We start from the raw sequence: 18,395 nt of genomic DNA on the forward strand, positions 1-18,395 counted from the left end.
CGGACAATATCCGTCCGTGTTCAGCCGCGCAAGCATAAAACGCAGACTAATTTTATCAGCGTTTCGGTGGCCGGGTGCTGATGGCGCTTTTTAAGGCTGTTCAGTCCTGGTGCAGGGTCACCCCGTCGGGCCCGGCTTCTGACCGTGCAGAGGTGGGGTCGAAGGGGTTCAGCCATTCGCGATGCCGGGCGAAATGCACGGCCAACAGGTCGATGAAGGTTCTCACCTTGGTGGACAGGTGATCCCGGTGCGGATAGATGGCGTTGATGGCGAACTCCACCGGCCGGTGGTCCGGCAGCAGCCGGCACAGGGCTCCGTTGCGCAAATCGTCCAGTACGATAAAGCTGGGCAGCAGCAGCAGCCCCTCGCCGCTCAAAGCGACCAGCAGCAGGGTTTCCGCGCTGTTGGTCACCAGATTGCCGGACACCCGTGCCGACACGCCCGACTGGTCCGGTCCGATGAAACGCCACTCATTGCCGAACGGATAATGGCTGTAGCGCAGGCAATTATGGTTCGCCAGATCCTCCAGGTTTTGGGGAATGCCGTGCTTTTCCAGATAGGCCGGCGCCGCGCACAGCACGTGCCGCCAGGGCGTCAGCCGCCGGCAGATCAGGCTGGTGTTCTGCGGCTGCAACGGGTGCACCGCGAGGTCGAATCCTTCGTCCACGATGTCCACCGAAGCCTCGCCGATGGTCAGTTCCACCGAAATTGCCGGGTAGCGTGTGACGAAGTCGCCGATCACCGGCGCGATGAAGCGGGCGAGGTGCGTGCCGATGTGCAGGCGCAGGGTTCCCCGCGGCGTCGCGTTCAGCGCCACCGCCAGCTCGTCCGCGGCTTCCAGATCGGCGAGGATAGTGACGCAGCGGTCGTAATAGGCGCGGCCGGCGTCGGTCAGGCTGACCCGCCGCGTGGTCCGGTTCAGCAGGCGGACCGCCAACCGGTCCTCCAGCGCCTGGACATGGTTGCTCACCATGGTGACGGACAGGTTCAGCCGCCGCGCCGCCGCGGAGAAGCCGCCGCACTCCACCACCCGCACAAAGGCCGTCAGGCTCGTCAGCCGGTCCACGCGCACCCCCGCCGCCCTGGTTCGCCACGATTATCCACTCACACTGGATAAGCTTTCCAGTCTTTCCCGAATTCTCAACCGACGCCCCCGCACCCATCCTGACATCGCGGTTCGGGACGGCCAAAGCCCCCGCGAATACCTCGGAAAGGATGGGTGCCATGGTTGAACTCACTCACGGCGAAGAGGCCGGAGCGACGCCTGCCGCGCTCGGCGCGCGCAAGGCGCTGAAGCGCATGGCGCTCGCGCTGGCTCTTCTCGGCGGTGTCACCGCGGCCGGCAACGCCGGCTATCGCTACTGGACGGTCGGTCGGCATCTGGAAAGCACCGACGACGCCTATGTCAAAGCCGATCACACGGTGATCGCGCCCAAGGTGTCCGGCTATATCGCCGAGGTTCTGGTGCAGGACAACGAGCGCGTCGTTGCCGGTCAGCCACTGGCGCGGATCGACGACCGTGATTTCCGCGTTGCGTTGGATCAAGCCCAGGCCGACCTGGAGACGGCGGAGGCGGCGATCCGCAACCTGGACGCCCAGATCGTGCTGCAGCGGTCGCTGATCGAACAGGAGAAAGCCGATGTGGCGGCGAGCGAGGTCGCGCTGGTCTTCGCGCAGAAGGACAATGCACGCTACAGCAACCTGATGCAGACTGGCTACGGCACGACCCAGCGGGCGCAGCAGGCGGAGTCGACCCTGGGACAGGCGCAGGCCAAGCTGCGCGGCGACCGCGCCGCTCTGGTGGCCGCCGAGAACAAGGTCGCGGTGCTGGTCACCGAGCAGGGCAAGGCGGAGGCACAGCGCGACCGAAGCCGCAGCGCGCTGGAACAGGCGCGGCTGAACCTGTCCTACACGGTCATTGCCGCCCCGATCTCCGGCACGGTCGGCGCCCGCTCGCTGCGGGTCGGCCAATATGTGCAGACAGGCACGCAGCTGATGGCCGTAGTGCCGCTGCAGGCGGTCTATGTCGTTGCGAATTTCAAGGAAACCCAGCTGACCCACGTCCATGCCGGGCAGCCGGTGGAGATCGCGGTGGACGGCTTCCCCGGCGTCGAGCTGAGGGGCCATGTGGACAGCCTGTCGCCAGCCAGCGGGCTGGAATTCGCCCTGCTGCCCCCGGACAATGCGACCGGCAACTTCACCAAGATCGTGCAGCGCATCCCCGTGAGGATCGTCCTGGATCCCGGTCCCCTGTCGGGCCTTCTGCGCCCCGGCATGTCGGTCGAGCCGACCATCGACACCCGCGAAACGGCGACGCCCGCAAGCTGAGCACCCCTCTGGGCAAAGGACCAAGACCATGTCCATTCCTGCCTCAGCCGGCCCGGCCGGCGCTGCCTCCACCCGCAACTGGCTCGCCGTGACCGGTTCGACGCTGGGCGCATTCATGGCGGTGCTCAACATCCAGATCGTCAATGCGTCACTCGCCGACATCCAGGGTGCGATCGGCGCCGGCATCGACGACGGCGGCTGGATCTCCACCGCCTATCTGGTGGCCGAGATCGTTGTGATCCCCCTGAGCGGCTGGCTGGCCCAGGTCTTCTCCATCCGCCGCTATCTGCTGGTTAACGCGGTGCTGTTTCTCGTCTTCTCCGTCCTCTGCGCCTTTGCCGCGAACCTGGAGCAGATGATCGTCCTGCGTGCCATCCAGGGTTTCAGCGGCGGCGTGCTGATCCCGATGGCCTTCACCATCATCATCACGCTTCTGCCCAAGGCGCAGCAGTCCACCGGGCTCGCCCTGTTCGCCCTGTCGGCGACCTTCGCCCCGGCGATCGGGCCGACCATCGGCGGCTATCTGACGGAAAACTGGGGCTGGCAGTACATCTTCTACGTCAATCTGATCCCCGGCGCCGTGATGGTCGGCCTGCTGGCCTTCTCGCTGGACCCCGCGCCCATGAAGCTCCACCTGCTGAAGACCGGCGACTGGCCTGGGATCGTCACGATGGCGGTGGGGCTTGGCGCATTGCAGACCGTGCTGGAAGAAGGCAACAAGGAGGACTGGTTCGGTTCGCCCTTCATCCTGCGCCTGAGCGTCGTGGCGGCGGTCTCGCTGGGACTGTTCCTGTGGATCGAGCTGCGCAGCGCCCGGCCGCTGCTGAACCTGCGGCTGCTGGTGCGGCGCAACTTCGGCTTCGGCATCCTGGCGAACTTCATGCTGGGTGTGGCGCTCTATGGGTCCGTCTTCGTGCTGCCCGTCTACCTGTCGCGCATCCAGGGCTACAATGCGGAACAGATCGGTGGCGTGCTGGCCTGGACCGGGCTGCCGCAGCTTCTGCTGATCCCGCTGGTTCCGCGCCTGATGAAGCGGTTCGATGCGCGCCTGCTGATCGCCGTTGGCTTCTCGCTCTTCGCCGGCAGCGCCTTCATGAACATCGCCATGACCGCCTCCTACGCTGCCGACCAGCTGCTGGTGCCGAACATCATCCGTGCCATCGGGCAAGCGCTGGTCTTCGCGCCGCTGTCGGCGGTGGCGACCGCCGGGATCGAGAAGGAGAACGCAGGCTCCGCCTCCGGCCTGTTCAACATGATGCGGAACCTGGGAGGGGCCGTGGGCATCGCCCTGCTGCAGACCTTCCTGACGAAACGCGAGCAGTTCCACTCCAACATCCTGTCGCACGCGGTGTCGCTGTTCGAGCCGGCGACCGTCGCCCGCATCGAGCAACTGACGCGGTACTTCCAGTCGCACGGCATCACCGACCCGCTCGACGCCGGGCGGCGCGCCTATGTCGCCATCGGCGCGGTGGTGCGCAAGCAGGCCTACGTCATGGCGTTCGGCGATGCCTTTTGCCTGCTTGGTGCCGCCCTGCTCGTCGCCCTGCTCGCGACCCTGCTGCTGAAGAAGCCCGACCATCTGAGCGGGGGCGGCGCCCATTGAACGGCGGCTCTTGCCCGACAATCCGGAGGGATGTCATGAGACACCTATCCAGCCGATCGGCGACCACCCATCCCTGGCCTGCCGGCAGCGGGGAACGCCACCGGCTCCACGGTTCCGCACGGATCCTGGACATCGTGGAATGGCTGGCGGGCGATGATTGCCATGCCATGGACGAAGCGGCGTTCATCGCCGGGCTGGGACGGCGGCTGCGGTCGGTTGGACTGCCCATCGACCGGCTGACGCTCCACTTGCGCACACTCCATCCGGAGATTCTCGGTCGCACCATCGCCTGGGCTCCGAACGAACCGGTGGAAATTCACGACCGGGAGCATGGCATGGAGGTGTCGGCCGGATTCCTCGGCAGCCCGGTGCGGCGGGTGATGGACAGCGGCGAGACGCTTCTGGTGCGGCCGACCGATCCGACGAATTCGCCCTGGCCGCTGATGGACGTCTTTGCCGGGCGCGGCCTTGCCGAACTGCTGATCGTGCCGCTCAACACCGCCGATGGACCGGTCAGCGCCGCCGCCTTCGGCACGGTGAGGACGCGCGGCTTCTCCGTCGGCGAACGCGCCGCGCTGGACCGGATTCTGCCGGCGCTGCGCAACAGCTGTGAACTGCGAACCCTGCGGCAGGTGGAGTTGACACTGCTCGACACATTCGTCGGCCCGGGAACAGCCCGGCGCATCCTGGCCGGCCATATCCGGCGCGGCCAGATGGAGACGCTGCGCACGGCGTTGATGCTGTGCGATATGCGCGGCTTTACGAGCCTGTCGAACCGTTTGCCGGGTGCCCGCGTGCTGGAACTGCTGGATCTCTATTTCGATCAGGTGCTGCCGGCCATCGCGAGCGCCAGCGGCGAGGTCCTGAAGTTCATGGGAGATGCCGTCCTGGCCTTCTTCCCTGGCAACCCGCCGGAAGCGGCCTGCGCGGCGGCGCTGCACGCGGCCGAGGAGGTCTGCGCCCGCCTCACCGCCTTGGCCGTGGCCGATCCGCCGCTGGCTGCGACCATCGCCTTGCATTATGGGGAGGTGAGCTACGGCAACATTGGATCGGGACGGAGGCTGGACTTCACCGTGATCGGACCCGATGTGAATCTGGTCAGCCGCATCCAGGCCGTGGGTAGCCGCACCGACCATCCGCTGCTGATGTCCAGGCGCTTTGCCGAATTGCTGCCGCCTGATCACACTACACCTGCCGGAACCTACAGCTTGAAAGGATTTGCCGAACCGGTCGACCTCTATGAACGGATCGGCAGTCCATCCGACCGACAACCCTCATGAGGCCTATACGGATTACGCGCTGCGCATGCTCATGTATCTGGCCGGGCGGCAGGACGGAATGCCGACCATCAGCGAGATCGCGCAGGTGTACGGCATCTCGAAGAACCACCTGATGCAGCATGGCGTCGATGCTCGGCCTTCCGCAGCCTCCCGTTTTCCATACCGCCGGACGGGAGAGAGAGGCTCGTGACCGGAACGGTTCGTTGAAGTGGCTTCAAACTCGTCCATGGCATCGACAAAAACGTCACAAGGAGCCCGGGCGGAGGAAGGTGGGAGACATCACACCTGACCAGGCTGGGGCGTCCCGTTGGCGGCGAGCTTGGCGATTTGAGCAGCCGCGAAGTCGATGAACAGTCGGACGCGCAGGGGAAGGTGGCGCGCGAAGGCGTGAAGCGCCTGAACCGGCACGGCGGGCAGTGGCGCCTCCGGCAGCACCACCTGCAGCTTTCCCGTCTCCAGCCCATCCTGCACCGCGACGCGCATGACCTGTGCGATGCCCACCCCCGCCAGTGCCGCGCCGCGGAGGCCCGCGCCGCTGTCGGTATCGAGCACGCTCTCTGGCAGGAAGGAGCTTCCGTCGGCGAAGGTGATCGGAAAGGCGCGGCCGGCGACCGTGTAGCGGACATGAGTGTGTGTGCGGAGCGCCGCGACGGTTCGCGGGACGCCGCGTGCCGCCAGATAGGCTGGAGAGGCAACGAGGACCATCGGAAGCGCCCCCAACCGCCGCGAGGTCAATTCGGTATCGGCAAGGAGGCCGGCGCGCAATGCGACGTCATAGCCTTCGCGGATCAGGTCGACATGCCGGTCCGTCAGACTGACGTCGATCTTCAACCCAGGATTTCGCCCGAGTACCTCGCGTGCCAGCGGCTCCATCAAAGCCGCGCCGAGATCGGCAGGCATCGTCACGCGCAGCAGTCCCTGAGCGGTGCGTCCAGGCTGGAGAATGTCCCCAGCGTCTTCGATGGCACGCAGGAGCGGTGCAACTCGTTCCGCGTAGGCGACAGCCTCGGCGGTCAGTGCGAGGTTGCGGGTGGAGCGATGGAACAGCCGCACGCCGAACTGCCGCTCCAGTCTGGCAACACTCTTCGAAATGGCCGACGGAGTGGTGCCGAGCCGGCGGGCGGCACCGGTGAAGGATCCGGTTTCCGCTGTGCGCAGGAAGGCCAGCAAGTCGTGGGTGCGGTCGGGAACGGGCATTCGGGACGATCCGGAACAGGTGCTTGTCCGCACACCAGGCTAATTCCAACCGGCCGCGGCGACCAGATACCCGGTGTTCTTCATGATGGAGAGTACCATGGGTAAGCTTGCGGGAAAAATCGCCGTCGTCACCGGCGGTAACAGCGGCATCGGCCTTGCCGCAGCCACGATGTTCGTGGCTGAAGGAGCCAGAGTCGTGATTACCGGCCGCCGTAGGGAGGCTGTGGAACAGGCCGCCGCAACGCTCGGGCAGGACGCGGTCGGGCTGGTCGGCGACGTGGCCGACCTCGCCGCGCATGACCGGCTGGTCTCGGTGGTGCGGGAAAAGTTCGGCGCGATCGACATCTACATGGCCAACGCCGGCGTCAACATCATCGCACCTTCGGCGGTGGTGACGGAAGCGGACTATGATGCCCAGTTCGCCACCAACACACGCGGCGTGTTCTTCGGGGTCACCAAGGCGCTTCCTCTGATGCGCGACGGTGGAGCCATCATCCTGACCGGCTCGATCGCGAGCGGGAAGGCGCTGGACGGGCATGCGGTCTATGCCGGCAGCAAGGCGGCGCTGGGCGCCTTCGCGCGGAGTTGGGCGCTCGAACTCCGCAACCGGCGCATCCGTGTCAATGTGCTGAGCCCCGGTCCCGTGGACACGCCGATTCTGGACAAGCTCGGCATACAGCCGGACGACCGGCCATCCTTCGAGCAGGATCTGGCGCGGTCGATCCCGCTTGGCCGCCTTGGGTGTCCTGAGGAACTGGCGCATGCCGCCCTGTTCCTCGCCAGCGACGACGGCGGCTTCGTGAACGGCATCGACTTGCGCGTCGACGGCGGGATGACGCTGCTTTAGGACCGGCTACCACATGGGCTCGTGTGAGGCGGTGGTGTGCCCCCCGGACGTGTGGTCAGATCCCTGGCGGAGTGTTCCCCGGCCGGACAGGTCGGGGTTGCATCGGCCGGACCCCGCCTCCGGTGACACGGAGAGCATCAATGAGCGGCGTCCGGCAGCGGGTGGCAGGCCGTACAGAGCCTACAGCCTGGGAGCGACCCGCGCGCGCATGAAGGCGAGATACTCGGCTTCCGAGGTTTCTCGGCGGGCGGCGACCAGCGGCTTTATGTCCTCGGTCGCCACGTAGCGGAGCTGGTCCGTGCCGTCCGTGGCGGCGGTGTGGATCACCTCCGCCACCTCCTCGCTGGTGGCGGCGCCGCGGGAGGCGCGAAGGCCGGCGAACACCGCGTTGGCCGCAGTGACGAAGGGCTCATAGTCGGGCAGGGTCTTGCCGACGGACGCCTCCTGGCCGCTACGCTGCCCGAAGTTGGTGCTGGTCACGCCACCGGGCTCGACGATCTTCACGGAAATGCCGATGCCCGACAACTCGTAGGACAGTGATTCGGAGAATCCTTCCAGGGCGAACTTGGACGCACAGTAGAGTGAAATCATCGGCAGCGCGAAGACCCCGGCGCCGGAGCCGACATTGACGATTACCCCCGATCGGTTGGCGCGGAAATGGGGAAGCACGGCGCGGGTCACGTCCATCATGCCGAAGACGTTGACCTCGAACTGTTCCAGAACCTTCTCGCGCGGTGTGGATTCGAACACGCCGAACAGGCCGAAACCGGCGTTGTTCACAAGCACGTCGATCCGGCCGAAGCGGTCGATGGCCGCCGCGACCGCCGCCTCGATGCTCGCCGGATCCTGGACGTCCAGCCGCGTGACCAGGACACGGTCCAGCGCGGCGAATTCGGCGCCGGCCCCCGGCGAGCGCATGGTGGCGACGACGTTCCAGCCGCGGGCGGCGAACAGACGGGCAGTTGCTTCGCCGAAGCCGCTCGAACAGCCGGTGATGAGCACGGTGCGGGTCATGGGGGCCTTCCTTGTCGGGAGCGTTCGTTGCGAGGTCGCTCCATTGGTTGCGATAAGCCAGCCGTTCTTCGCGGCCGGGAGGGGGCATCACTGTCGGTCGGGAGTCGTCAACTCCGTCTCCGCCGTGTCGACCACGAAGACCGCAAGGAGCTTGGCCGGCTGGCTGTCGCTGGCGTTGGCGCTGACGTTGTGGTGGTCGCCCGGCAGCTCGGTGAAATTCTCTCCGGCCTGGAAGGTCCTGACCGGGCCGCCGTTGATCTGGCTGCGCACCGCCCCCTCCAGCACGGTGGCGTAGATGAGCGCCGATTTCGCGTGGGTATGTGACGGCGAGTAGCCGCCCGGGCCGTATTCGACCAGCACGCCCCGGATGCTTTTGCCGGGAACATCCGGCAGCGCGTGCTCGTAGACCTGCGTGACCTTGGCGTTCCGGCTTCCCGGCAGGTCGGCCAGGGCGATGGACGGCGGCAGTGCGGCGAGGGCCAGGGCCGCGGTGGAGAGCAGGACGCGCGTCAGCGCGCCGGCATGGCGAGTCATGGGAATTCTCCGGATGGGTGGTGCAGGATCAGCGGCGCGGTGCCCGGCGGAGCCAGGCGTCCAGGCCGATGCGGCCGAGGCGGGCCTCGCCGGTCGGCACCAGGGATAGTTCCTCGACACGGCCGCCGAAGTAACGGGCCTCCGGGTCGCCGACCACCCCGCGGTCGTCGCCGACCGCCGCCATGTAGCGGCCGACGATCGCCGGGAACGGCGCGCGGTCCGGGCCGGCGATGTCGATGACGCCGTTGCGCGGCGCGCCGAGCGCCGTCTCGGCCAGGATGGCCGCCACATCGTCGGCGGCGATCGGTTGGAAGAGACCGGTGGCCAGCCGCACCGTGTCGCCGTCTGCGTGGGTGGCGGCGATGGCCCCAAGGAACTCCATGAACTGGGTGGCCCGGACGATGGAGTGGGGAATGCCGGAGGCGGCGACCAGCCGTTCCTGCTCCGCCTTGGCCCGGAAATAGCCGTTGTCGGGCATCCGGTCGGTGTTGACGATGGACAGGACGACATGGTGCCCGATACCAGCGGCGGCTTCCGCCGCGAGCAGGTTGCGGCCGGACGTCTGGAAGAAGTCCATCACCGCCCGATCCTCGAAGGAGGGCGCGTTGGCAACGTCGATCACCACCGCGGCGCCGGCGAGGGCGTCGGCAAGGCCGGCGCCGGTGAGGGTGTCGACCCCCGTGCTGGGCGACGCGGCGACCACCGCATGGCCGTGGTCGCGCAGGAGGGCGGCGAGCTTGGAACCGATCAGACCGGTTCCGCCGATGACGACGATCTTCATGGGATGCACCTCGGATCGGGGGCCGGGCGTCAGCCGGCGATGAAGGACAGGAGATCGGGGTTCACCACGTCGGCGTGGGTCGTGCACATCCCGTGCGGGAGGCGCTCGTAGACCTTGAGGGTGCCGGCCTTGAGCAGCTTGACCGACAGCAGCGCGGAATCGGCGATGGGCACGATCTGGTCGTCGTCGCCGTGCATGACCAGCGTCGGCACGTCGATAGCCTTGAGGTCTTCGGTGAAGTCGGTCTCCGAGAAGGCCTTGACCCCGTCATACTGGGCCTTGGCGCCCCCCATCATGGCCTGCCGCCACCAGTTTTGGATAACGCCCTGCGATACCGCCGCACCGGGCCGGTTGAAGCCGTAGAAGGGGCCGCTCGGGATGTCGAGGTAGAACTGCGCCCGGTTCGCGGCGAGCTGGCGGCGGAAATCGTCGAACACCGCGATCGGCAGGCCTCCGGGGTTGGCCGCGGTCTTCACCATGATGGGGGGCACCGCCCCGATGAGGACGAGCTTGGCGACGCGCCCCCGGCCATGGCGGGCGACGTAGCGGGTGGCTTCGCCGCCGCCGGTGGAATGGCCGATGTGGATGGCGTCGCGCAGGTCGAGATGCTCCACCACCGCCGCGGCATCGGCCGCATAATGGTCCATGTCGTGACCCTCGCCGACCTGCGCGGAACGCCCATGGCCGCGGCGGTCGTGGGCGATCACGCGATAGCCCTTGTCCGCGAAGAACAGCATCTGGCTGTCCCAGTCGTCCGCGCTGAGCGGCCAGCCGTGGTGGAAGACGACGGGCTGCCCGCTGCGGGGACCCCAGTCCTTGTAGAAGATCGAAACGCCGTCCTTGGTGGTGATGGTGCTCATGGTTGGACTCCGGTCGAGGGGGGAGGAGGGCGTCGGCCCCGGCGCGGTCTGAGCGGCCGCAGGTGGGATGGGCAGCACCGCCAGCAGGGCGGTACCCGCTCCAAAGCCCAGGAGCTTGCGGCGGACCGGGTCCGCCGGGTCTGGAAGGGGCGGTTCGGCACGAGGCGGGTTGGTCATGGGACGCTCCGTTGAACGCTGGAGGTTGACCGCAGGCTATCGCGCGTCGATGATGTCTCAAAGGACGTCATTCCCGGGATTTCGGACATGACCCGTCACGTGCGTTTCCTGGTCCATCCGGGCTTCGTGCTGCTCGATCTCGGTGGGCCGCTCGATGCCTTCTCCTTCGCCAACCGGCTGTGCGGGGAGTGCTACCGACTCTCCGTCGCCTCGGTCGCGGGCGGTCCGGTGCGCAGTTCCTGCGGGTTGGAGGTCATCACCGCCCCCATGCCGGAAGCCGGCGCCGAAGTCTGCGCCGACAGCCCGGCGGACACGCTCATCGTGGTCGGCGCGCCGGAACCGCCGGAAGGGCCATCGGTGAAGGCGCTTGCGGCGGCCATCGCCGCGGCGGCGCCCCACACCCGGAGGATCGCCAGCGTCTGCACGGGGGCCTTTATCCTCGCCGCGAGCGGCATCCTCGACGGGCGGCCGGCGACCACCCACTGGTTCTACGCGCCGCGGCTCCAGGCGCGCTACCCGAACCTGCGGGTGGACGGCGACCGCATTCACACCTGCGACGGCGGTGTCTGGACGTCGGCGGGCCTATCGGCGGGGATCGACATGACGCTCGCCCTGATCGAGGAGGATCTGGGCCAGGAAGCGGCGCGGTCGCTTGCCCGCATGCTTGTCGTCTATTACCGGCGCCCCGGCGGCCAGTACCAGTATTCCTCCCTGCTCGACTTCGATCCGGGGTCCGACCGCATCCGCCGCACGCTGAGCTTCGCGCGGGAGAATCTGGCGGCGGATCTCTCGGTGGAGCGGCTGGCCGACGTGGCGCATCTCAGCGTGCGGCAGTTCGGACGCGCCTTCACCACCTCCACCGGCATGACGCCGGCCAAGGCCGTGGAGCGGATGCGGGTGGAGGCGGCGCGGACGATGGTGGAGGACGGCCGGCAGACCTTCGCGGAAATCGCCCGCCTCGTCGGCTTCATCGACCCGGACCGCATGTGCCAGAGCTTCCTGCGCGTTCTCGGCCAGACCCCGCAGGAGCTTCGACGCCAGTTCCGGCAGATGGCACCGTGACGGGTCAGGGCGGGGAGGCACCGGTCAGGGCCTCTGAGACGCGCCACAGCCGCTCGGCAAGCGCATCGTCCGCGGCCCAGGGATGCACGCCGCGCCGCCCCGTCGCCGCGCTATGGACCGGGGCGACGTCGCAATCCTCGCAATAGATCCCGCCGAGGCCGTCGAGCCGCGGGCTGGTCGCGCACCAGACGCTGGTGGCCGCCCCTTGCGCGACGGTCTTCATGCCGCGGGACGGGTCGATGCGCGGGCGCCCCTCCGCGTCCAGGGCGTCGAAACCGGCGATCTCCTCGGCGCTCAGGTGGCGGCTCAGCTCGGTGAGGATCTGTCCCGGATGCAGCGCGTAGGCACGCACCCCGTGCTCCCGGCCGCGGCGATCCAGGGCCACGGCGAACAGTGCGTTGGCGGTCTTGGACTGGCCGTAGGCGATCCACTTGTCATACGGGCGCCGTTCGAAGTCGAGGTCGTCGAAATCGATTCCGGCGATCTGGTGGCCACGCGACGAAACCGACACGACGCGCGCGCCACCCGCATCGCGTCCCGCCGCGAGCAGCGCCGGCCACAAGGCCAGGGTCAGCCGGAAATGGCCGAGATGATTCGTCGCGAACTGCCCCTCGCGCCCGTCGGCGTCGCGGTAAAGTGGCGTCGCCATGATGCCGGCGCTGTTGACGAGGATCGACAGCGGCCGCCCGGTCTCGCGGAAGCGCCGGGCGAAGGCGGCGATCGAGGCGGCGTCCGCGAGGTCAAGCGCCTCCAACTCGACGCGGTCGAGGCCGGCCAGCGCCGCCGCCGCCCGGGTGTGATCCCGGGCCGGTACGATGACCATTGCGCCGGCCTCGGCGAGCGCGCGCGTCGTCTCCAGCCCGATGCCGGAATAGCCTCCGGTGACCACCGCCACCCGCCCGCGGAGATCGATGCCGCGGACGGCCTCGGCGGCGGTGGTGGCGGGACCGAAGCCGGACCCGATGGGTGTCTGGTCGGGGGATATCATAGGGCCTCTTCGCAGGGTGTGGTGTCGGAAGCCATCGTCACCTATATGCGCGGGATGATCCATTCAGCCCCGTCCGGAATCCTGTCGTGATCGTCCAGAACGCGCCCGCCGACGTGCTGTCGGATGTGCTCCGCCTGATGCAGGCCCAGACCCTGTGCTCCGCGCGCCTCGCCGCCAGGGGTGACTGGTCGATCCGCTTCCAGCCGCCGAACGCCATCAAGTTCAATGTGGTGACAGCGGGCACCTGCTGGATCCGGCCGGATGGGCCGGAAGCGCCGCAGCGCCTCGATGCCGGCGATTGCTTCGTGGTGGTGCGCGGTGGCTTCGTCCTGGCGAGCGCGCCGGACCTGCCCCCCGTCCCGGCCGCGGAAGTGTTTCATGCGCCGGGCGGTGAGGCCAGCGTCAACGCGGGAAGTGGCGCGCCCGGCGGCGACGGGAACGAGGTGCGGTTCCTCGGCGGCAGCGTGCGGTTCGACCGGCTGGACGGTGGCCTGCTGTTCGACCTGCTGCCGGGGCTGCTGATGATCCGCGGCGAAGCCCCGGGGGCCGCGCCGGTCGGCTGGCTGCTGGAGCAGCTTGATCGGGAATGGCGCGGCGGGACGGTGGGGTCTCAGCTCGCCTGCAACGACCTGTTGCGCTTAATGTTCGTCCACGCCTTGCGGACGCATCTGAGTGAGCAGCCGCCGCAAGGCGCCAACTGGCTGGCGGCCAGCCTGGATCCCTCGATCGGCCGGGTCCTCGGCGCCATCCACGCCGAGCCCTGCCGCAACTGGACGCTTGCGGAACTGGCGGGCATCGCCGGGCAGTCGCGCTCCAGCTTCGCCGCCGCCTTTCGGGAGCGCGTGGGGGTTCCCCCGATCGATTACATGCTGCGCTGGCGCATGCGCCTCGCCGCGACGCGGCTGCGGCAAGGGCAGGAACCCGTCTCCGTCATCGCCGCCTCGCTCGGCTATCTGTCGGACAGCGCCTTCAGCGCCACGTTCCGGCGGATCATGGGGGTCTCGCCGGCGCGCTACCGGACGGGGGCGGACAGACAGGTCGCTTCGGATCGCGGTCCCACGATCAGAAGTTGATCGCCCGACAGTCGCGCATCGGCTGTGTGCGCCCTTTCATCCCACGGTGATCTTGCTCCAAATGGTTGTTTTTGTCCTTGGAAGCGCGGTGGTCGACGGCATTCCCGAACACTTCCGCGAAGGCTTGAGGGATAGGCGGCGTGCTTGTCGGAGGTGATCGTCTCCGGTGTAATGCCCGCCACCGCCACCGCCACGGCCGAGCGAAAGAACCGTTCAGCGGCGACCTGGTCGCGGTGTTCACTGAGGCAGACGTCGACAGGGCGCCATCACTGTCGATGACCCGGTGCAGGTAGCGCCGCCGTCCGCCGACCTTCAGGTGGGTCTCGTCCACGTACCAGCTCCGGCCGATCTTGCATCGACGACGCTGGCGCAAGGCATCGGTGAGCAGGGGGCGATTCTGGCCTCCTGTTCGCGCACCGCCTCATGAGAGAAGACAAAGCCTCGCAGCAGCAGGACCTCGGCCAAATCCCGCAAGCTCATCTTCAGGCGCAGCCTCCAGAGCACTATCAGAATGACGATGTCGGTTGGTACCTGCAGCCGGCTCAGCACCGAACCCGTACGCTCGGTCGTCGCCATCGGGTGGTAGTGCGGGCAGTGCATGCGCCTTTTTCAAGAGGGAGGGGATTCCCTATGGCAGCACCGCCGCACTGATCAAGCCGGGGCGAAAGCTGACGGAACCCCCGAGGCCGGCGTGCAGGGTCAGGCAGTGCAAAGTCATGATACATTCTCCTGAGTGACTATGGGCTCAGGGTCGGCTCCGGAGCAGGCCGGCTGAAGGGTATTGATCGGGATGGGATGATGTTTCGCGCTTTAAGATTCAAAGAAAATGAATATTTTTCAGAGACAGAATGCCGCAACCCGCGTGGCTGCGACCGCTGAAGCCCCCCTGACGGAGCTGGGTTCCTTCCTATCCGGACAGATCGGATCGGTTGATTGCAAGCTCCAGGCCGCATGGCTATATTGATGCAATCCCTATGCAGGTTTGGTTGGCGATGCGCTTGTCGAGCTATACGGATTATGCGCTGCGCGTGCTCATGTACCTGGCCGTGCGCCAGGAGGGTCTGCCGACCATCAGCGACATCGCACAGGTGTACGGCATTTCAAAAAACCACCTGATGAAGGTCGTGCATGACCTCGGACGGGGCGGCTACGTCGAAACCGTGAGGGGCCGGAACGGCGGGCTGCGCCTGGGCCGTCCGGCCGAGCAGATCCGGATCGGCGACGTCGTCCGCTACACCGAGGAGGACATGGCCATCGTCGACTGCATGGGCGCGCTGAAGGACACCTCCGTCTGCCGGCTGAGTCCGGCTTGCAACCTGCGCACCGCCCTGCACGAGGCATTGCAGGCGTTCCTGGCCGTCCTTGACGACTACACGCTGGCCGACATTGTCCGCCATCGCCGCAGCATGGCGTCCCTGCTCGGCCTGCCGCAGCCACCCCTCCCCCATTCCGCGGCTGAACGGGGGGAGGCGGAGCCGGGCTCGCGACCGGGACAGGCAGCTCAAGCGGCCTCAAGATCCTCCGCGGGGCCGAAGAACTCGTAATGCACCTGAGCGCGCGGCACGCCAGCGAGGGCGAGACCTCCGACGAAGGCCTTCAAGAACGGCTTCGGGCCGCACAGATAAAAGTCGGCGTTGTGGAACGGCGTGTTCGCCCGCAGCCACTCGACCGTGATGAAGCCGGCCGTGTCATGGGAAACGCCCGACCGATCCCCGGGCAGCGGGTCGCTGTAGAAGGTTGACACCCTGATGCCGGGCCGCGACGCGGCCAGCCTGCGGATGTGCTCGTCCATGGCGTGGGTGGCACTGTTCAGGGTGCCATGGACGTAATGCGCTTCCACCGTGGTCGGAGCGGCGGCGATCGCCTCGAGCATGCTCACCATGGGCGTCAGCCCGACGCCGCCGCTCAGCAGAACGACCGGCCGTTCCGGCTGTTCGGGCAGGAAGAAGTCGCCGGCGGGCGGGGATACCTTCAGCGCGGTCCCTTCCTGGGCATGGTCGTGCAGCCAATTGGAACCGGCGCCGTGGGGCTCCCGCTTCACGGAGATGCGATAGCCGAGGGTGTCGGGACCGGCGGAGATGCTGTAGTTCCGGCGCAGCGGCGCACGTCCCGGCAGGGGAAGCAGGAACGTCAGGTACTGCCCAGGCCGATGTCGGATCACAGGGCCGCCGTCGCTCGGCGACAGATGGAAGGAGGTGATTGTCCCGCTTTCCCTGACCCGCCGCGTAACGACGAAGTCCCGCCAGCCGCTCCACCCTCCGCTCTCATTGGCGAGGGCGTCGTAGATGCGCCCCTCCCTTCCCATCAGGATGCGGGCCAGATGCCAATACGCCTCTCCCCACGCATCCAGCACCTCCTCCGTCGCGGCGGTGCCCAGCACCTCGCGGATCGCTCCGAGGAGGGCGGCTGCGACATGAGGATAATGCTCCGGAAGGATCTGCAGCCCGACGTGCTTTTGCGCGATGCGCTCGACCATGGGCGTCAAGGTGCCGAGATTGTCTATGTTGCGGGCATAGGCGAGGATGGCATTGGCGAGCGCCTTGGTTTGTGCGCCCTCCTCGCCTTGATGCGACTGGTTGAACAGCGCGGCAACCTCGGGGTCGCGAAACAGGATTTGATACATCGTCCGCGTGACGATGGTTCCATGCTCGGCGAGAGTGGGAACGGTGGCCTTGACGATCGCGACGGTCTGCTGAGTGAGAGGCATTGGCGAATGGGCTCCGGGGTTGGCGGGAGCAATTGCCCCGCTTGGATTGTGGCGGCGAGGAGGTTCCTGCCAGATCAAACATTCATTTTAAATGAATGTATTGGCGCCGCTTAAGATGCAATAGAAATATATGTTTATCGTCGGAATTCTGCTCGCTTGAGGAAAGCCGGCTCCACTGACGTGGCGCCTCCGTCAGCATCACCTGCAGCCTCCCCGGATCCAGCCAGCCGCACCGTGTCGCCGGCCGTGTGGGTGGCGGCGGCGACGACGAAGAATTTTAGGAACCGGGTGGCGCGAACGACGGTGTGGGGAACGCCGGAGGCTGCGACCAGCCGTTCCTACTCAACCTTTGCCCGGAAATAGCCGTTGTCGGGCATCCGGTCGGTGTTGACGATGGACAGGACGACATGGTGCGACACCGGCGGCCTCGCCGCCGGTCGCCACCGCTCCCATCCGCATCGGCTCAGGCTTTGGCGGCCACCGGGAGACGGAAAGGGGCACCCAGCCGGTTGAAGGCGTTCATCGCAGCGATGGCGATGGTGAGATCGACCAGATCCTTCGGCTCGAACGCCGCCGCTGCCGCCGCATAGGCGGCGTCGGAAGCGTGGGTTTCGCTGACGCGGGTCACCTCCTCGGCCCAGGCCAGGGCTGAGCGCTCCGTGTCGGAGAACAGGTGCGGGACCTCCTCCCACACCGGCACCAGCGTGACCTTGTCGATCGACATGGTCTTCCGAAGGTCGCGGCTGTGCAGATCGATGCAGTGAGCGCAGCCGTTGATTTGCGAGACCCTGAGGAACACGAGGTGGATGAGTTCCTCGGGCAGGTTGGTGCGCTTCGTGACGTAATGATGGACGCCGAACAGAGCCTTCGCACCGTCGGGCGCAACCTCGTACCAAGCCAAGCGTGACATGTTCTTTGCCTTTCCTGACATCAACTGATTGCGGTTCCCGCTTCGCCGGCCCATGGCCGCCGCCGGGTGTTTTCGAAGCCCCTCAGCGCGCGATTTGCCGGCCGAGCCAGTCCTCGAACCGGATGGCACCGAGACGGGGGTTCTGGCCGGGGGTCAGCGATTGATCGTTGAGTACGTCGCCGAAGTAGCGCGCGTGGATGTCCGGCACGACCTTGCGCGTGTCCTTCGTCGCCTGTAGGAAGCGCCGGACCAGCTCGTCGAGTGGGATCGCCTCCGGACCGGCGACTTCGAGCGTGCCGTTGACCGGCGACGCGAGCGCGACATCGGCAAGGGCCGCCACCACGTCATCGGAGGCGATCGGTTGGATCAGCGCTGGCGACAGGCGAATTTCCCCGCCGACGGTGGCCGACTGCGCGATCCCGCCGACGAATTCGAAGAACTGCGTGGCGCGCAGGATGGTGTGGGGAATGCCGGACGCCTTGATGAGGCCTTCCTGGGCGACCTTCGCCCGGAAGTATCCGTTGTCGGGAAGCCGTTCACTGCCGACGATCGAAAGGGCGACATGGTGGCGGACACCGGCGGCCGCTTCGGCGGCGAGCAGGTTGCGGCCCGAGGTCTCGAAGAAGTCGAGGACGGCCTTGTCCTCCCAGACCGGCGCGTTCGCCACGTCGACGACGACAGCGGCTCCGTCGATCGCCTGGGCCAAGCCCTCACGGGTGATGGTGTTCACGCCCGTTTTTGGGGAGGCTGCGAGCGCATCGTGGCCGCGCTCGCGGAGAGTCTGCACCAGCTTCGATCCGATGAGGCCGGTGCCTCCGATGACGACGATCTTCATGGGGGCTCCCCGCTTCTAGACGGAAACCAGCGCCGTCGATGGAAGGGAGAGTGCCCGCGCGCGCCGGGGAAGTCCTTGCGGCGGGCTTGAATTGCCCTTCAAGGAGGCTTGGATTTCCGTCCAAGGAAGCCATACGGCGCGGCGTGCCTTGACGCGAACGGTGCAGCCGGCAACGCGCCGCCGTGCTATCAAGGGCACA

The 18,395-nt window shown here is 67.2% G+C and carries 19 protein-coding genes and 1 pseudogene; 8 read left to right on the top strand and 12 right to left on the bottom strand.

The genetic code is table 11. The features are described from left to right. Nucleotides 1–100: 100 nt before the first annotated feature. Nucleotides 101–1,066, bottom strand: a complete 966-nt coding sequence (locus H1Q64_RS24200) for a LysR family transcriptional regulator (RefSeq protein ID WP_237907082.1) — start codon at nt 1,064–1,066, stop codon at nt 101–103. Between the two features lie 158 nt (nt 1,067–1,224). Here H1Q64_RS24200 and H1Q64_RS24205 point away from each other — a divergent pair, with 158 nt between their 5' ends. From H1Q64_RS24205 to H1Q64_RS34150, 4 genes are all read left to right on the top strand, one after another. Beyond that, a complete protein-coding gene (locus H1Q64_RS24205) occupies nt 1,225–2,328 on the top strand; it encodes an HlyD family secretion protein (RefSeq protein ID WP_237907083.1) in 1,104 nt (367 codons plus the stop codon). A gap of 28 nt (nt 2,329–2,356) precedes the next feature. Then, entirely contained in the window at nt 2,357–3,931 is a 1,575-nt protein-coding gene (locus H1Q64_RS24210) for an MDR family MFS transporter (protein WP_237907084.1), read from the top strand. Between the two features lie 134 nt (nt 3,932–4,065). Beyond that, nucleotides 4,066–5,211, top strand: coding sequence for an adenylate/guanylate cyclase domain-containing protein (locus H1Q64_RS24215; RefSeq protein ID WP_237907085.1), 1,146 nt, complete (start codon nt 4,066–4,068; stop codon nt 5,209–5,211). A 25-nt stretch (nt 5,212–5,236) separates the two neighbouring features. Next, nucleotides 5,237–5,401, top strand: coding sequence for a hypothetical protein (locus H1Q64_RS34150; protein WP_419468862.1), 165 nt, complete (start codon nt 5,237–5,239; stop codon nt 5,399–5,401). Between the two features lie 89 nt (nt 5,402–5,490). Here H1Q64_RS34150 and H1Q64_RS24225 read toward each other — a convergent pair whose 3' ends face one another. Next, a complete protein-coding gene (locus tag H1Q64_RS24225) occupies nt 5,491–6,408 on the bottom strand; it encodes a LysR family transcriptional regulator (RefSeq protein WP_237907086.1) in 918 nt (305 codons plus the stop codon). 97 nt (nt 6,409–6,505) lie between these two features. On the opposite strand from H1Q64_RS24225, the gene H1Q64_RS24230 reads away from it, so the two are divergent. Beyond that, the gene (locus H1Q64_RS24230; protein ID WP_237907182.1) at nt 6,506–7,255 is read left to right on the top strand and encodes an SDR family NAD(P)-dependent oxidoreductase; all 750 of its coding nucleotides are present in this window, start codon (nt 6,506–6,508) and stop codon (nt 7,253–7,255) included. A gap of 180 nt (nt 7,256–7,435) precedes the next feature. Here H1Q64_RS24230 and H1Q64_RS24235 read toward each other — a convergent pair whose 3' ends face one another. The 4 genes from H1Q64_RS24235 to H1Q64_RS24250 form a co-directional block, all read right to left on the bottom strand. Next, entirely contained in the window at nt 7,436–8,269 is an 834-nt protein-coding gene (locus tag H1Q64_RS24235) for an SDR family oxidoreductase (protein WP_237907087.1), read from the bottom strand. An 87-nt stretch (nt 8,270–8,356) separates the two neighbouring features. Then, complete coding sequence (locus H1Q64_RS24240) at nt 8,357–8,803, bottom strand: cupin domain-containing protein (protein WP_419468863.1); 447 nt, start codon at nt 8,801–8,803, stop codon at nt 8,357–8,359. Nucleotides 8,804–8,831: 28 nt separating this feature from the next. After that, on the bottom strand, nt 8,832–9,584 hold the full coding sequence (locus tag H1Q64_RS24245; protein WP_237907088.1) for an SDR family oxidoreductase: 753 nt from the start codon (nt 9,582–9,584) through the stop codon (nt 8,832–8,834). A 29-nt stretch (nt 9,585–9,613) separates the two neighbouring features. After that, nucleotides 9,614–10,444: an alpha/beta fold hydrolase gene (locus tag H1Q64_RS24250; RefSeq protein WP_237907184.1), complete on the bottom strand. Its 831-nt coding sequence runs from the start codon at nt 10,442–10,444 to the stop codon at nt 9,614–9,616. A gap of 264 nt (nt 10,445–10,708) precedes the next feature. Between H1Q64_RS24250 and H1Q64_RS24255 the strand changes: the two genes are divergently transcribed. Further along, a complete protein-coding gene (locus H1Q64_RS24255) occupies nt 10,709–11,683 on the top strand; it encodes a GlxA family transcriptional regulator (RefSeq protein WP_237907089.1) in 975 nt (324 codons plus the stop codon). A gap of 4 nt (nt 11,684–11,687) precedes the next feature. On the opposite strand, the gene H1Q64_RS24260 is transcribed toward H1Q64_RS24255, so the two are convergent. Continuing rightward, nucleotides 11,688–12,671 (bottom strand): oxidoreductase, encoded by a 984-nt coding sequence (locus H1Q64_RS24260; RefSeq protein WP_237907090.1) that lies wholly within the window; start codon nt 12,669–12,671, stop codon nt 11,688–11,690. A gap of 86 nt (nt 12,672–12,757) precedes the next feature. Between H1Q64_RS24260 and H1Q64_RS24265 the strand changes: the two genes are divergently transcribed. Next, nucleotides 12,758–13,744 carry an AraC family transcriptional regulator gene (locus H1Q64_RS24265; protein WP_237907091.1) on the top strand — a complete coding sequence of 329 codons (987 nt, stop codon included), beginning with the start codon at nt 12,758–12,760 and terminating at the stop codon, nt 13,742–13,744. Here H1Q64_RS24265 and H1Q64_RS34155 read toward each other — a convergent pair. Beyond that, nucleotides 13,684–14,075 (bottom strand): annotated as a pseudogene (locus H1Q64_RS34155) (DDE-type integrase/transposase/recombinase). The gene H1Q64_RS24265 and the pseudogene H1Q64_RS34155 sit on opposite strands and share 61 nt — an antisense overlap. After that, on the bottom strand, nt 14,057–14,320 hold the full coding sequence (locus tag H1Q64_RS24270) for a hypothetical protein (RefSeq protein ID WP_237907092.1): 264 nt from the start codon (nt 14,318–14,320) through the stop codon (nt 14,057–14,059). Before H1Q64_RS24270 ends, H1Q64_RS34155 begins: the two are co-directional and overlap by 19 nt. A gap of 416 nt (nt 14,321–14,736) precedes the next feature. Between H1Q64_RS24270 and H1Q64_RS24275 the strand changes: the two genes are divergently transcribed. Beyond that, complete coding sequence (locus tag H1Q64_RS24275) at nt 14,737–15,288, top strand: Rrf2 family transcriptional regulator (RefSeq protein ID WP_237907093.1); 552 nt, start codon at nt 14,737–14,739, stop codon at nt 15,286–15,288. Here H1Q64_RS24275 and hmpA read toward each other — a convergent pair. The 3 genes from hmpA to H1Q64_RS24300 form a co-directional block, all read right to left on the bottom strand. Beyond that, a complete protein-coding gene (gene hmpA, locus H1Q64_RS24280; RefSeq protein ID WP_237907094.1) occupies nt 15,246–16,451 on the bottom strand; it encodes an NO-inducible flavohemoprotein in 1,206 nt (401 codons plus the stop codon). The genes H1Q64_RS24275 and hmpA overlap by 43 nt on opposite strands. 463 nt (nt 16,452–16,914) lie before the next feature. Beyond that, nucleotides 16,915–17,361, bottom strand: a complete 447-nt coding sequence (locus tag H1Q64_RS24290; RefSeq protein ID WP_419468864.1) for a carboxymuconolactone decarboxylase family protein — start codon at nt 17,359–17,361, stop codon at nt 16,915–16,917. Between the two features lie 82 nt (nt 17,362–17,443). Then, nucleotides 17,444–18,196, bottom strand: a complete 753-nt coding sequence (locus tag H1Q64_RS24300; RefSeq protein ID WP_237907095.1) for an SDR family oxidoreductase — start codon at nt 18,194–18,196, stop codon at nt 17,444–17,446. Nucleotides 18,197–18,395 lie beyond the last annotated feature (199 nt).

This window comes from Azospirillum brasilense, from assembly GCF_022023855.1.
Lineage (GTDB): Bacteria > Pseudomonadota > Alphaproteobacteria > Azospirillales > Azospirillaceae > Azospirillum > Azospirillum brasilense_F.

Excerpts from the sequence above, each read along its gene's own strand:
- H1Q64_RS24260 (WP_237907090.1), bottom strand. The coding sequence starts at position 12,671 with ATGATATCCCCCGACCAGACACCCATCGGGTCCGGCTTCGGTCCCGCC.
- H1Q64_RS24225 (WP_237907086.1), bottom strand. The coding sequence starts at position 6,408 with ATGCCCGTTCCCGACCGCACCCACGACTTGCTGGCCTTCCTGCGCACA.
- H1Q64_RS24255 (WP_237907089.1), top strand. The coding sequence starts at position 10,709 with ATGACCCGTCACGTGCGTTTCCTGGTCCATCCGGGCTTCGTGCTGCTC.
- H1Q64_RS34150 (WP_419468862.1), top strand. The coding sequence starts at position 5,237 with ATGCTCATGTATCTGGCCGGGCGGCAGGACGGAATGCCGACCATCAGC.
- H1Q64_RS24290 (WP_419468864.1), bottom strand. The coding sequence starts at position 17,361 with ATGTCACGCTTGGCTTGGTACGAGGTTGCGCCCGACGGTGCGAAGGCT.
- H1Q64_RS24240 (WP_419468863.1), bottom strand. The coding sequence starts at position 8,803 with ATGACTCGCCATGCCGGCGCGCTGACGCGCGTCCTGCTCTCCACCGCG.
- hmpA (WP_237907094.1), bottom strand. The coding sequence starts at position 16,451 with ATGCCTCTCACTCAGCAGACCGTCGCGATCGTCAAGGCCACCGTTCCC.
- H1Q64_RS24230 (WP_237907182.1), top strand. The coding sequence starts at position 6,506 with ATGGGTAAGCTTGCGGGAAAAATCGCCGTCGTCACCGGCGGTAACAGC.
- H1Q64_RS24300 (WP_237907095.1), bottom strand. The coding sequence starts at position 18,196 with ATGAAGATCGTCGTCATCGGAGGCACCGGCCTCATCGGATCGAAGCTG.
- H1Q64_RS24270 (WP_237907092.1), bottom strand. The coding sequence starts at position 14,320 with ATGGCGACGACCGAGCGTACGGGTTCGGTGCTGAGCCGGCTGCAGGTA.
- H1Q64_RS24210 (WP_237907084.1), top strand. The coding sequence starts at position 2,357 with ATGTCCATTCCTGCCTCAGCCGGCCCGGCCGGCGCTGCCTCCACCCGC.
- H1Q64_RS24205 (WP_237907083.1), top strand. The coding sequence starts at position 1,225 with ATGGTTGAACTCACTCACGGCGAAGAGGCCGGAGCGACGCCTGCCGCG.
- H1Q64_RS24245 (WP_237907088.1), bottom strand. The coding sequence starts at position 9,584 with ATGAAGATCGTCGTCATCGGCGGAACCGGTCTGATCGGTTCCAAGCTC.
- H1Q64_RS24250 (WP_237907184.1), bottom strand. The coding sequence starts at position 10,444 with ATGAGCACCATCACCACCAAGGACGGCGTTTCGATCTTCTACAAGGAC.
- H1Q64_RS24275 (WP_237907093.1), top strand. The coding sequence starts at position 14,737 with ATGCGCTTGTCGAGCTATACGGATTATGCGCTGCGCGTGCTCATGTAC.
- H1Q64_RS24235 (WP_237907087.1), bottom strand. The coding sequence starts at position 8,269 with ATGACCCGCACCGTGCTCATCACCGGCTGTTCGAGCGGCTTCGGCGAA.